Source organism: Streptomyces yongxingensis, from assembly GCF_055597465.1.
This window is the reverse complement of record NZ_CM145717.1, coordinates 1,175,688-1,190,554: the sequence shown is the minus strand read 5'-3', so window position 1 is coordinate 1,190,554 and position 14,867 is coordinate 1,175,688. Positions and strand designations below refer to the sequence as shown.

The 14,867-nt window shown below is 70.5% G+C and carries 1 protein-coding gene; it reads left to right on the top strand.

Annotated elements, in window-relative coordinates; genetic code table 11:
- Positions 1 to 68: 68 nt before the first annotated feature.
- Complete coding sequence (locus ACZ6TD_RS05045) at positions 69 to 14,861, top strand: type I polyketide synthase (RefSeq protein WP_471351096.1); 14,793 nt, start codon at positions 69 to 71, stop codon at positions 14,859 to 14,861.
- The last annotated feature ends 6 nt before the right edge of the window (positions 14,862 to 14,867 follow it).

Genomic DNA, 14,867 nt, shown 5'->3' with positions numbered 1-14,867 from the left:
CCTGGAAGTTACCGGCCGAAGGCCATCAACCCCCTGTCCCGGGGTTCTCAGAGGAGTGACAAGAGGCAGTGAGCGACACCAAACTGCGCGATTACCTCAAGCGCGCGACGGCCAGTCTGCACGAGACTCGTCAAGAGCTGCGGGAACTCAAGGACAGGGACACGGAACCCATCGCGATCGTCGGCATGGGATGCAGGTATCCGGGTGGCGTGGAATCGCCGGAAGACCTGTGGGAGCTGGTCGCCTCGGGCACTGACGCCATCTCCACCTTCCCCGTGGACCGGGGATGGGACGAGGACCTGTACGACCCGGACCCGGAGAAGCCGGGCAAGAGCTACACGCGTGAGGGCGGGTTCCTGCACGACGCGAACGGCTTCGACGCCGCGTTCTTCGGCATGAGCCCGCGGGAGGCGCTGGCGACCGATCCGCAGCAGCGGCTGCTGCTGGAGACCTCATGGGAGGCGCTGGAGCGGGCGGGAATCGACCCGGCGTCCGTGCGCGGCAGCCGCACCGGCGTGTTCGTCGGTGTGATGTACAACGACTACGGTTCCCGCATCCAGTCGATACCCGAGGGGCTCGAAGGCCACCTGGGCAACGGCAGCGCCGCGAGTATCGCGTCCGGCCGCATCTCCTACACCTTCGGCTTCGAAGGTCCCGCGGTGACCGTGGACACGGCGTGCTCCTCGTCGCTCGTGGCGCTGCACCTGGCCGTGCAGGCCCTCCGCAAGGGCGACTGCTCGCTGGCGCTCGCCGGAGGCGTGGCCATGATGGCGACACCAGGGGTGTTCATCGAGTTCAGCCGGCAGCGCGGACTCGCCGTCGACGGGCGCTGCAAGTCGTTCTCGAACGCGGCCGACGGCACCTCATGGTCCGAAGGCGCCGGTGTGCTGCTGCTGGAGCGGCTGTCCGACGCGCGGCGCCACGGGCACGAGGTACTGGCCGTGGTACGGGGCGCCGCCGTCAACCAGGACGGGGCGAGCAGCCGGTTGACCGCGCCGAACGGTCCCTCGCAGCAGCGGGTGATCCGCGACGCGCTGCGGAACGCGGGCCTGTCGGCGGCCGATGTGGACGCGGTGGAGGCACACGGCACGGGTACGACGCTGGGTGACCCGATCGAGGCGCAGGCCCTGCTGGCCACCTACGGCAAGGAGCGCCCCGGGGCGGACCGGCCGTTGTGGCTGGGGTCGTTGAAGTCGAACATGGGGCACACCCAGGCGGCCGCCGGCGTGGGTGGCGTCATCAAGATGGTGATGGCGATGCGGCACGGTGTGCTGCCGAAGACCCTGCACGTGGAAGAGCCGTCGGAGCACGTGGACTGGTCGGCGGGGGCGGTGTCGCTGCTGACCGAGCCGACCCCGTGGCCGGAGACGGGGGCACCGCGCAGGGCCGGTGTGTCCTCGTTCGGGGTGAGCGGGACCAACGCACATGTGCTCTTGGAGCAGGCTCCGGAGGCCGAGGCGGTCGATGCCGCCGAGGCCGGGGGCGTCGATGGTCCGGTGGCCTGGGTGGTGTCCGGACGTGGTGCGGAGGGATTGCGGGCCCAGGCCGGGCGGCTGCGGGATTTCGTGGCGGAGCGCCCGGAGTACGGTGTGGCCGATGTGGCGCTGTCGTTGGTGACGACCCGGTCGGTGCTGGAGCACCGAGCGGTGGTGGTTGGCCGGGACCGGGACGCATTGATGGCGGGCTTGGCCGCGGTAGCGGAGAAGTCGGCTCATCCCGGCGTGGTGGTGGGCGAGAGCGCGCCTCCCGGCCGTTCCGTTTTCGTGTTCCCGGGCCAGGGGGCACAGTGGGTGGGCATGGCGGTCGGACTGCTGGAGTCCTCGCCGGTGTTCGCGGAGGCGATGGCCGAGTGTGAGGCCGCGTTGGCGCCTTACGTGGACTGGTCGCTGACCGGGGTGCTGCGTGGTGTCGACGGTGCTCCCGGGTATGACCGGGAGGACGTCGTTCAGCCGGTGCTGTTCGCGGTGATGGTGTCGCTGGCGCGGCTCTGGCGTTCGGTGGGTGTGGAGCCGGACGCGGTGATGGGCCACAGCCAGGGCGAGATCGCCGCGGCGTGCGTCGCGGGTGCCCTCTCGCTGGAGGACGCGGCCAAGGTGGTGGCGTTGCGGTCGCGGGTGATCGCGGCGAGGCTGGCCGGCCGTGGTGGGCTGGTGTCGGTCGGACTGCCGATCGACCAGGCGCGGGAGCGTATCGCCGCTTGGAACGGCGCCGTGTCCGTGGCCGCGGTCAACGGTCCCGGTTCGGTAGTGGTGGCGGGTGCTGGGACGGCGCTGGATGAGCTGTTCACGGAGTTGGAAGGCGAGGGGATCCGGGTCCGTCGGGTTGCCATCGACTATGCGTCGCACTCCGTCTTGGTGGAGGAGGTCCATGAGGAGCTGCTGAAGGTCCTGGCGGACATCGAGCCGCGCTCGTCGGAGGTGCCGTTCTACTCGACGGTCACCGGTGAACCGATGGACACGGCTGGGCTGGACGCGGAGTACTGGTACCGGAATCTGCGGCAGACCGTCGAGCTGGAGGCCACCACCCGCAGGCTGTTTGCCGACGGGCACTCGGTGTTCGTCGAGGTGAGTCCCCATCCGGTGCTGAGGCTGCCGGTGCAGCAGACCATCGAGGCCGCCCAGACAGATGCCGTGGTTCTCGGCACGCTGCGGCGTGACGACGGTGGACTTGAGCGGTTCTTGATCAGCGCCGCTGAGCTGTTCACCCATGGCGTCCAGGTGGATTGGGCCGCCGCGTTGGAGGAGCGTGGCGGTCGGCGGGTCGGGTTGCCGACGTATGCCTTCCAGCGGGAGCGTTACTGGCTCGATGCGCCCGCGGGTGCGGGCGATGTGGGTTCGGTGGGGTTGGGCTCGCTGGGGCATCCGTTGCTGGGTGCGGTGGTGTCGCTGGCGAGTGGTGGCGGCGTGGTGCTGAGTGGGCGGTTGTCTTTGGCCACGCATGGGTGGCTGGCGGATCACGCCGTGCACGGCGTCGTGTTGCTGCCGGGAACGGCGTTCGTGGAGTTGGCGCTGCAGGCGGGCGACCAGGTCGGTTGTGGCCGGGTTGAGGAACTGATCCTGGAAGCGCCGCTGATCGTGCCCGAGAAGGGTGGGGTGCACCTTCAGGCCGAGGTGGGCCAGGCGGATGCTTCCGGCTACCGCGAGGTGAGTGTGTTCTCGCGGGACGAGGCGGAGGGAGAGGGCGCGGCCTGGGTGTGTCATGCCCGTGGGGCGCTCGCGCCGGCCGAAGGCGCTGATGGGGCCCTCTTTGATTTCGGGGTGTGGCCTCCGGCGGGGGCCGAGGTCGCGGATGTGTCGGGGCAGTATGTGCGGGCCGCGGAGAACGGGTTGCGGTATGGGCCGGTTTTCCAGGGGCTGAAGCGTGCGTGGCGGCGTGGCGACGAGGTGTTCGCGGAGGTGTCGCTTCCGGAGGGGGAGCGGGAGCGTGCGGGTGAGTTCGGTTTGCATCCCGCGTTGTTCGACGCGGCGTTGCACGCGATGGGCGTGAGTGAGGCTCTGGCGGGTGGTTCGGGCAGTCTGCTGCCGTTCTCGTGGCGTGGATTCTCGCTCGGCGCGGTCGGTGCCTCCTCGCTGCGGGTGAGGCTGGCTCCGGCGACGGAGGGCAGTTCGGGTGCGGTGTCGGTGGTGGTGGGGGACGAGTCCGGGCGTGCGGTGGCATCGGTGGAGTCTTTGGCGTTGCGGCCGGTCGAGGCTGGTCAACTGAGGGTTGCGGGTGGGGCGGCCCGGGACGCGTTGTTCCGGCTGGAATGGGTGAACGCGCCCGCGGCGGATCGGGCGGTGCCCGTGCCGGACGCGGAGGTTGTGCGGGTGGCCTCCAGCGGTGCGGACGTGGTGGGTGAGGTTCATGGGGAGGTGCTTGAGGCTTTTGAGCGGGTGAGGTCGTGGGTGACCGATCAGGAGTCCTCGGACGCGCGGTTGGTGTTGGTGACGCGGGGCGCGGTGGACGTGGGCGATGGCGTTGGCGTGAGGGATTTGGCGGGGGCCGCGGTGTGGGGCCTGGTGCGGTCGGCGCAGGCGGAGAACCCCGGCCGCCTGGTGCTGGTGGATACCGATGATGTGGAGGGGGTGGCCGATCTCCTTCCCGGGGTGCTGGCCTTGGGTGAGGAGCAGGTGGTGGTGCGGTCGGGTGTGGTGCGGGTGCCGCGCCTGGGGCGGGTGCCCGCACCGGGCACAGTGGAGTCGGGTGGGTTTGGTTCGGGTGCGGTGCTGGTGACGGGGGGCACGGGTGTGCTGGGCGGCTTGGTGGCCCGGCATCTGGTGACCGGGCATGACGTCAGGAAGCTGGTGCTGCTGTCTCGTCGTGGTGCGGAGGCCGAGGGTGCGGCGGAGTTGCGGGCGGAGTTGGAGGCCGCCGGTGCCGAGGTGGTGATCGCGGCGTGTGATGCCGCGGACCGGGAGGCTCTGGCCGGGGTGTTGTCGGGATTGCCGGAGGGTTTTGGTCTGAGTGGTGTGGTGCATGCGGCGGGCGTGCTCGATGACGGGCTGCTGACGTCGCTGACCCGGGAGCGGGTTGAGCCGGTGTTGCGGGCGAAGGTGGACGCGGCGTGGAATCTGCATGAGCTGACCGAGGGGATGGACCTGTCGGCGTTCGTGCTGTTCTCCTCGGCCACCGGTGTGCTGGGCGGCGCTGGGCAGAGCAACTACGCGGCGGCGAACGTGTTCCTGGACGGCCTGGCGTCGTGGCGCCGGACGCGGGGGCTGCCGGGTGTGTCGATGGCGTGGGGCCTGTGGGCCGAGGCCAGCGGTATGACCGGCCACCTCGGCGAGGAGGACCTGCGCAGGGTGTCGCGCTCGGGTCTGGTGCCGCTCTCCTCCGAGGAAGGGCTCGAATTGTTCGACGCCGCGCTGGTGTCGGACGAAAGCGTGCCGGTCCCGCTGCGGCTGGACATCCCTGCGCTGCGTGCGCAGGGCGCCGAACTCCCCACTCTCTTCCGCAACATCGTGCCTCACGTGATGACGCGCCGTACCGCGCGATCGGAGCAGAGCGCGAGTCTTCCCGACGAATTGCGCCGGCGCCTCGTGGGTCTGCCGCAGACGGCGCAGGACGAGATGCTGCTGGAGCTGGTCCGCGTTCAGATCGCGGCGGCCCTTGGGCACGCCACCCCCGAGACGGTGAACACGCGCCAGCCCTTCAAGGAACTCGGCTTCGACTCACTGATGGCCGTCGATCTGAGGAATCGGCTCACCGCGGAGACCGGCCTGCGACTGCCCGCCACGCTGATTTTCGACTATCCGACCCCGATGGCACTCGTCGGCCACCTGCGCGACGAACTTCTGGGCGGGGACGGCGTCATCTCGTCGGCGGGCCTGGGGGAGGTGGCCGGGCCTGGCGCACCGGTGGACGACGACCCCATCGTGATCGTGAGTATGAGCTGCCGTTTCCCGGGCGGGGTGCGGACGCCCGAGGAACTGTGGCAGCTGGTGATGGCGGGTACGGACGCGGTGTCCGAGTTTCCGTCCAATCGCGGCTGGGACCTCGAGGGGATGTACGACCCGGACCCCGACCGGGAGGGCACGTACTACGTCCGGAACAGCGGATTCCTGCACGACGCCGACCAGTTCGACCCGGTGTTCTTCGGGATCTCGCCGCGTGAGGCCCAGGCGATGGACCCGCAGCAGCGATTGCTGCTGGAGACCTCTTGGGAGGCGTTCGAGCGGGCCGGGATCGATCCGGTCGCCAACCAGGGCAGCCGATCCGGCGTATTCGTCGGTGTCATGTACAACGACTACGCCACTCGTCTCCAGGGGAACGCTCCGGAAGGCTTCGAGGGCTCCCTCGGCACCGGCAGCGCGGGCAGCGTGGCGTCCGGTCGCATCTCGTACACGTTCGGTCTCGAGGGACCTGCGGTGACGGTGGATACGGCGTGTTCATCGTCGCTGGTGGCGTTGCATCTGGCGGCTCAGGCACTGCGTCAGGGTGAGTGCGAGCTGGCACTCGCCGGTGGCGTGACGGTGATGTCGTCGCCGAACACCTTTGTGGAGTTCAGCCGTCAGCGAGGACTTTCCGCCGACGGCCGGTGCAAGGCGTTCTCGGACGCGGCGGACGGCACGGGCTGGTCCGAGGGCGTGGGCATGCTCCTCCTGGAGCGGCTCTCGGACGCCAGGCGGAACGGCCACCCGGTGCTGGCCGTGGTCCGGGGTACGGCGATCAACCAGGACGGCGCGAGCAACGGCCTGACGGCTCCGAACGGCCCGTCGCAGCAACGCGTGATCCGGCAGGCGCTGGCGAACGCTCGTCTGTCGCCGGCTGACGTGGACGCCGTGGAGGCACACGGGACCGGTACCCCGCTGGGTGACCCGATCGAGGCGCAGGCGCTGCTGGCCACCTACGGTCAGGAGCGCCCCGAGGGCCGGCCGCTGCTGCTGGGTGCGTTGAAGTCGAACATCGGTCACACCCAGGCCGCGGCGGGCGTCGGCGGCGTCATCAAGATGGTGATGGCGATGCGGCACGGTGTGCTGCCGAAGACGCTGCATGTGGATGAGCCGTCGCGGCAGGTGGACTGGTCGGCGGGCGAGGTGCGGCTGCTGACGGAGGCCACGGAGTGGCCGGAGACGGGGCATCCGCGTCGGGCTGCTGTGTCGTCGTTCGGCGTGAGCGGGACGAACGCGCACACCATCATCGAGCAGGCCCCGGTACCTCCCGAGGCGGAGCGGGACGAGGCTCCCACCGACGACCACGGCATCGCCCCCTGGGTCCTCTCCGGCCGGAGCCCGGAAGCCCTGCGCGCCCAGGCGGAGCGGCTGCGGTCGTACCTGCTCGACCGCACCGAACTGAGCACGCTGGACGTGGGTTACTCGCTGGTGGCGTCGCGGTCGGTGTTCGAGCATCGCGGTGTGGTGACGGGTGGGGACCGTGACGAACTCCTGGAGCGGTTGGGCGCGTTGGCCGGGGACGAGGTGGTCTCCGGTGTGACGCGTGGTGTGGCGGATGTTCGTGGCCGCTCGGTGTTCGTGTTCCCCGGTCAGGGGGCGCAGTGGGTGGGGATGGCGGTGGGGCTGCTGGAGTCCTCGCCGGTGTTCGCCGAGGCGATCGGCGAGTGTGAGAAGGCCCTGTCGGCTTATGTCGACTGGTCGCTGACCGAGGTGCTGCGTGGCGCCGAGGGCGCTCCCGGCTTCGATCGGGTGGATGTGGTCCAGCCGGTGTTGTTCGCGGTGATGGTGTCGCTGGCGAGGCTGTGGCGTTCGGTGGGTGTGGTGCCGGACGCGGTGATGGGTCACAGTCAGGGTGAGATCGCTGCGGCGTGTGTGGCGGGTGCGTTGTCGCTGGAGGATGCCGCGAAGGTGGTGGCGCTGCGGTCGCAGGCGATCGCGGCGAGTCTTGCCGGTCGTGGTGGCATGGTGTCGGTCGGGCTGCCGGTCGACCAGGTGCGGGAGCGTATCGCCGCCTGGGACGGCGCGATCTCGGTGGCGGCGGTGAACGGCCCCGGTTCCGTGGTGGTCTCCGGTGATCCGGGGGCGCTGGATGAGATGGTGGCCCGGCTGGAGGGCGAGCAGGTGCGGGTCCGCCGGGTTCCGGTGGACTACGCCTCGCACTCCGCGCACGTGGAGGCGATCCGCGAGGAGCTGCTGAAGGTCCTGGCGGACATCGCACCGCGTACCTCGGAGGTGCCGTTCTACTCGACGGTCTCCGGTGAGCTGGTGGACACGGTGCGTCTGGACGCGGAGTACTGGTACCGAAATCTGCGGCAGACCGTTGAGCTGGAGTCCACGACGCGGGCTCTGCTCGGCAGCGGGCATGGCGTGTTCGTCGAGGTGAGCCCGCATCCGGTGTTGACCCTGCCGGTGCAGCAGACGGTGGAGGCGGCTGAGGCGCGGGCGGTGGTCGTGGGCACGCTGCGGCGGGATGAGGGCGGCCTGGAGCGGTTCCTGACCTCCGCCGCCGAACTGCACGTCAGCGGGGTCGGCGTTGACTGGCGGAAGGTGTACGAGGGCCGTGGTGCACGGCGGGTGGAGCTGCCGACCTACGCCTTCCAGCGCGAGCGCTACTGGCTCGATGGATTCGGCCTGCCGCCCGGCGGAAGCGCGGCCGATGGCGCCGGTTCCGTCGATGCGCGGTTCTGGGAGGTGGTGGAGCGCCAGGATCTGGAGTCGCTCGCGGACGCGCTGGCGGTCGACAGCGAGGCGCCGCTGAGTGCGGTGCTGCCCGCCCTGTCCGCGTACCACCGCAATACCCGTGACCAGTCCACGATCGACGGCTGGCGTTACCGGGTGGCGTGGAAGCCGGCCTCCGACCTGGCCGATGGGTCGTTGTCGGGGACGTGGCTGGTGGTGGTTCCGGCCTCCCGCGCCGGGGACGAGCTGGTGTCGGGGGTTGTGTCCGGGCTCGAGCGCCATGGCGCGGGTGTGGTGTCGCTCGTGGTGGACGAGCGCGACCTTGACGCCGACGTGCTGGGGGAGCGGCTGAGGGAAACGGTCGCAGAGGTGCCTGAGCTGGGTGGTGTGCTGTCGCTGCTCGCCCTGGACGAGGAACCCTGCCCCGGATATCCGGCGCTGTCGGGCGGCTACGCCCTGACGTTGGTGCTGGTGCGGGCCGTGGTCCGGGCGGGCATCGAAGCCTCGCTGTGGTGTGGTACACGGGGCGCGGTGTCGGTGGGGCGTTCGGACCGGCTCACCAGCCCGGTGCAGGCGATGGTGTCGGCGCTGGGCCGGGCGGCTGGGTTGGAGTTGCCGTCGCTGTGGGGTGGTGTGGTCGATCTGCCGGAGTCGCTGGATGAGCGTGCGGTGGCGCGGCTGGTGGGTGTGCTGTCCGCCGGGGGTGGCGAGGACCAGGTGGCAGTGCGCGGTTCGGGTGTGTTCGCGCGTCGTCTGGTGCGGTCGGCGCCTGTCTCCGGTGAAGAGACGTCGTGGCGGGCGCGTGGCACGGTGCTGGTGACCGGTGGCACGGGTGGGCTCGGTGGCCAGGTGGCTCGCTGGCTGGTCCGCAGCGGTGCCGAGCATCTGGTGCTGACCAGCCGCCGCGGTCTCGAGGCCGAGGGCGCCGCCGAGTTGAAGGCGGAGCTGGAGGGCATGGGTGCCGAGGTGACGGTGGCCGCGTGTGACGCGGCGGACCGTGACGCGCTGGCCGCCGTTCTGGACGCCGTACCGGAGCACCGGCCGCTCACCGGGGTGGTGCACGCGGCAGGTGTCACGATGACGGCTTCCCTGCTGGAGACGGAGCTCGTGGACGCGGCCAGGGCGGTGTCGGGCAAGGTGGCCGGCGCCGTCAACCTGGACGAGCTGCTCGGCGACCGTGAACTCGACGCGTTCGTGGTCTTCTCCTCCATCTCCGCCGTGTGGAGTGGTGCTGAGCAGGGCGTCTACGGCTCAGGAAACGCCTTCCTGGACGCGCTGGTGGAGCGGCGGCGTGCGCGGGGTCTGGCGGGCACCTCTGTCGCCTGGGGCCCGTGGGCCGAGGAAGGCATGGTGACCCAGGGCGACGCTGGGGAGCAGCTGGCGCGGCGTGGCCTGCCCGCGATGGCACCCGAGTTGGCGATCGCCGCTCTGGAGCGCGCGGTGGCCGGTGACGACGGTCTGGTGACGGTCGTGGACGTGGAGTGGGAGCGGTTCGCTCCGGCGTTCACCGCGGTCCGGCACAGCCGGTTCCTGAGCGAGCTGGAGGAGGTCCAGCGGCTGGAGACGAAGGGGAACGACGGCGAGAGGGCCGAGGCCGCCGGGGCGCAGCTGCGCGAGCGGCTGCAGCCGCTGACCGAGGGCGAGCGGGACCGGGCGCTGCTCGATCTGGTGCGCAAGCACGCCGCCGCCGTGCTCGGCTACGCCTCCGCGGAGATGGTCGAGCCGGGCCGGGCCTTCCGCGATCTGGGCTTCGACTCGCTGACCGCGGTCGACCTGCGCAACCGGCTGGCCGCGGAGACCGGTCTCGGCCTGCCCGCCACGCTGGTCTTCGACTACCCCAGCGCCGGCACGCTCGCGGCGTATCTGCGGACCGAGGTGCTGGGGGCGTCGTCCCCGGCGATCGCCGCCGGGTCCGGGGCGCCCGCCGGTTCCGGCGCGGACGACGAACCCATCGCCATCGTCTCCATGAGCTGCCGCTTCCCCGGCGGGGTGCGCAGCCCGGAGGACCTGTGGCAGCTGGTCGAGAGCGGCGGTGACGCCATCTCCTCGTTCCCGTCCGACCGCGGCTGGGACGTCGAGGGGATGTATGACCCGGACCCGGACCGTTCGGGGACGTTCTACGCCCGTGAGGGTGGGTTCCTCTATGACGCGGGGGAGTTCGACCCCGGCTTCTTCGGGATCTCGCCCCGTGAGGCGCTCACCATGGATCCGCAGCAGCGGCTGCTGCTGGAGACCTCGTGGGAGGCGTTCGAGCGGGCCGGTATCGATCCGGCATCCGTGCGCGGCAGCCAGATCGGTGTCTACGTCGGAACCACGACCTCCGGCTATGGAACCGGGCTGCAGGAGATCCCCGAGAGCCTTGAGGGACAGTTGCTGACCGGCAGCGCGACATCGGTCGTGTCGGGCCGTATCTCCTACACGTTGGGTCTTGAGGGGCCCGCGGTGACGGTGGACACGGCGTGTTCGTCGTCGTTGGTCGCGCTGCACCAGGCCGCGCAGGCGTTGCGTCAGGGTGAGTGCGAGATGGCGCTGGCCGGTGGTGTGACCGTGATGATCACGCCGGGCGCCTTTGTGGAGTTCAGCCGTCAGCGTGGGTTGGCGCCGGATGGCCGGTGCAAGCCGTTCGCGGACGCCGCGGATGGCACGGGCTGGTCCGAGGGTGTCGGTCTGCTGCTGGTGGAGCGGCTGTCGGACGCCCGGCGCAAGGGTCACCGGGTGCTGGCCGTGGTCCGGGGTTCGGCGATCAACCAGGACGGTGCGTCGAATGGTCTGACGGCGCCGAACGGTCCGTCGCAGCAGCGGGTGATCCGGCAGGCGCTGGCCAGTGCGGGGCTGTCGGCCGCCGAGGTGGACGCGGTGGAGGCGCACGGCACGGGTACGTCGCTGGGTGACCCGATCGAGGCGCAGGCGCTGCTGGCCACCTACGGTCAGGAGCGCCCCGAGGGCCGGCCGTTGCTGCTGGGCGCGTTGAAGTCGAACATCGGCCACACCCAGTCCGCCGCCGGCGTCGCCGGGGTCATCAAGATGGTGATGGCGATGCGGCACGGTGTGCTGCCGAAGACGCTGCATGTGGATGAGCCGTCGCGGCAGGTGGACTGGTCGGCGGGCGAGGTGCGGCTGCTGACGGAGGCCACCGTGTGGCCGGAGACCGGGCGGCCGCGCCGGGCCGCGGTGTCGGCGTTCGGGGTGAGCGGTACCAACGCCCACACCATCATCGAGCAGGCCCCTTCCGACATCGAACAGGAGCGACCGGCCGACGCGGCGGCGCCCGACGACCGTGGCACGGCGCCGTGGGCGCTTTCCGCCCGGAGCTCGGACGGGTTGCGGGCTCAGGCACGGCGACTGCTGGCACATCTGAATGCCCGGCCGGAACTGAGCACGCTGGATCTGGGTTATTCACTGGTGGCGACGCGGTCGGTGTTCGAGCACCGTGCCGTGTTGACGGGCGCGGGCCGTGCGGAGCTGCTGCGCGGCCTGGAGGCTGTCGCCGCTGGTGAGGTCGCCCCGGCAGTGGTTCGTGGTGTTGCGAACGCTTCGGGACTGAGGGCGTTCTTGTTCTCGGGCCAGGGTGCGCAGCGTCTTGGCATGGGGCGGGAGTTGTACGACGCCTTCCCGGTGTTCGCCGACGCGTGGGACGAGGTGTGCGCGCATCTGGATGGTCTGCTGGACCGTCCGTTGCGGGAGGTGGTGTTCGCGGCGGAGGGCAGTGCGGATGCGGAGTTGCTGGATCAGACGGCGTTCACGCAGCCGGCGCTGTTCGCGGTCGAGGTGGCGTTGTTCCGGTTGCTGGAGCACTGGGGTGTGACCCCGGATGTGGTGATCGGTCACTCCATCGGTGAGATCGCGGCCGCGCATGTGGCGGGTGTGTTCTCGCTGGATGACGCGTGCGCGCTGGTGGCGGCTCGTGGCCGGTTGATGCAGGCGCTGCCCGAGGGCGGCGCGATGGTGGCGGTGCAGGCGTCGGAGGAGGAGATCGCCGCGTCGCTGGCCGGTCGTGAGGCCGAGGTGAGCATCGCCGCGGTCAACGGTCCGACCGCCGTGGTCATCGCGGGCGATGAGACGGTGGCGCTGGAGATCGCCGGGCAGTGGGCGGAGCGGGGCCGCAAGACGCGCCGTCTGCGCGTCAGCCACGCGTTCCACTCGCCCCGCATGGACGCGATGCTGGACGACTTCCGCAAGGTCGTCGAGGGGTTGTCCTTCCAGGCACCGTCGATCGCCCTGGTCTCCAACCTCACGGGTGAGGCGGCCAAGGGTGACGAGATGTGCTCCCCGGAGTACTGGGTGCGGCACGTACGGGAAGCGGTGCGGTTCGCGGACGGGGTGCGAGCGCTCGAGGCGCAGGGTGTGACCACCTTCCTGGAGGTGGGGCCCGACGGCGTGCTCACCGCGATGGCGCAGGACTGCCTGACGGCGGTGGAGGCGTCGGCTCCCGTCGTGGTGCCGGTGCTGCGCAAGGACCGTCCCGAGACACAGGCGTTGACGACAGCGCTGGCCGAGCTGCACGTCAATGGGGTCACCATCGACTGGGAGCGGCTGTTCGCCGGACGTGGCGCCCAGCGGGTGGAGCTGCCCACCTACGCCTTCCAGCGACAGCGCTACTGGCTGGAGGACAAGGCAGAGGTGGCAGACGGCCCCACCGCTGCCGACAGCGTGGACTCCCGGTTCTGGGAAGCCGTTGAGCGCGAGGACCTGGAGGGGCTGGCGCGGACGCTGGCGGTGGAGGACGAGGCGCAGCAGTCGTCGTTGATGGCGTTGCTTCCGGCGCTGTCGTCGTGGCGGCGTCAGCAGCGTGAGCAGGCCACGGTGGACGGCTGGCGTTACAAGGTGGTCTGGCAGTCCATGGCGTCCGCCGCTGAGGCGTCGCTCTCGGGTGCCTGGCTCGTCGTCCTTCCCGCGTCGCATGCCGATGACGCTCTCGTGTCCGCCACGGTGAAGGGGCTGGAGGCGAGCGGCGCCGATGTCGTGCCGGTGGTGTTGGGCGGGTCCGACGACGATCGTGGCATGGTCGCGGAGCGGCTGCGCGCGGGGCTTGACGGGGCGGGGCTGGAGCCGTCCGAGGCGGTGGGTGTGCTCTCGCTGCTGGGGTTGGACGAGTCGGGGCATGGCGCGTTCGGGGTGGTGCCGGCCGGGCTGGCGGCGATGGTGGGGCTGGTTCAGGGGCTGGGCGACGCCGGTGTGGTGGCACCGCTGTGGTGTGGGACGCGGGGTGCGGTGTCGGTGGGGCGTTCCGACCGGCTGGTGAGTCCTGCACAGGCCACGGTGTGGGGGCTGGGGCAGATTGTCGCGGCGGAATATCCGCAGCGCTGGGGTGGCGTCGTCGACCTTCCCGAGACCGTGGACTCTCGGGCGGTGGCGCGTCTGGCCGGGGTGTTGGCCGGTGCGGACGGTGAGGATCAGGTCGCGGTGCGTGGCTCCGGGGTGTTCGTGAAGCGGCTGACGCGTGCGTCCGTGCCCGAGGAAGCGGATGGCCGGGCGTCCTGGCGTCCGCGTGGTTCGGTGCTGGTGACCGGTGGCACGGGTGCGCTGGGTGGTCATGTGGCGCGGTGGCTGGCGGGGCGTGGTGCTGAGCATCTGGTGCTGACGAGTCGTCGTGGTATGGAGGCCGAGGGTGCCGCCGGGTTGAAGGCGGAACTCGAGGCTCTGGGTGCCCGGGTGACGGTGGCCGCGTGTGACGCGGCGGACCGTGAGGCGCTGGCCGCGGTGCTGGACGGGATTCCGGCGGAGTTCCCGCTGAACGCGGTGGTGCATACGGCGGGTGTGCTGGACGACGGTGTGATCGACGCGCTGACGGTGGGACGTGCGGCCGGGGTGCTGCGTCCGAAGGTGGACGCGGCGCGGAATCTGCATGAGCTGACCGCCGGGATGGACCTGTCGGCGTTCGTGCTGTTCTCCTCGGTGGCAAGCACGTTGGGCGGCCCCGGCCAGGGAAGTTACGCGGCGGGTAACGCCTTCTTGGACGCGCTCGCGCTGCAGCGGCGTGCGGATGGTCTTCCGGCCACCTCCATCGCCTGGGGCGCCTGGGCCGGAAGCGGCATGGCGATCGACGGGGACCTCGAAGAGCACATGAGGCGGGGCGGCATGGTCCCGATGAACCCGGAGTTGGCCATCTGCGCACTGCAGCGCGCTCTTGACGTGGACGACACCTTCGCCCTTGTCTTCGATGCCGCATGGGAGCGCCTGGCGGAAGAGCTGAAGGGGGCTCGGCCGGCACCGTTGCTGAGTGAACTGCTCACGACGGCGCGTTCCAACGCGTCGCTGGTGCCCTCGGACCCGGCATCGACCGAGTCGGCCGCGGCGGAGCTGCGTACGAGTCTGGAGGGGCTCTCCTCGGCGAAGCGTCAGCGTTCCCTCCGCAAGCTGGTCCGGCAGCACGTCGCCGCGGTCCTGGAGCACACGACGCCTGACGGTATCGAGAGTGACCGGTCGTTCAGGGAGCTCGGGTTCGACTCGCTGACGGCCGTTCAGCTCCGTAACGCGTTGGGCGCGATCACTGGCCTGGACCTACCGACTACGTTGGTATTCGACTACCCGAACCTCACCGCACTGGCCGCGCATCTGGAGACGAGCATGTTTCCGCAGGGCGGCGCGGTCGAGCAGAGCGACCCAGAAGAGGACCGGATACGCGAGGCGTTGGCCTCCGTTCCGCTCGCGCGTCTCCGTGAAGCCGGACTAGTGGATGTCCTGCTGGAACTCGCCCACACCTCAGAGAACGTCTCTGAGTCGGCGCCGCAAGAAGGAACGAATAGCGCGCTCGACGCGATGGATGTCGATGATCTCGTCCAGAGGGCACTGGGCGGCGCGGACCTTTGATGTTTT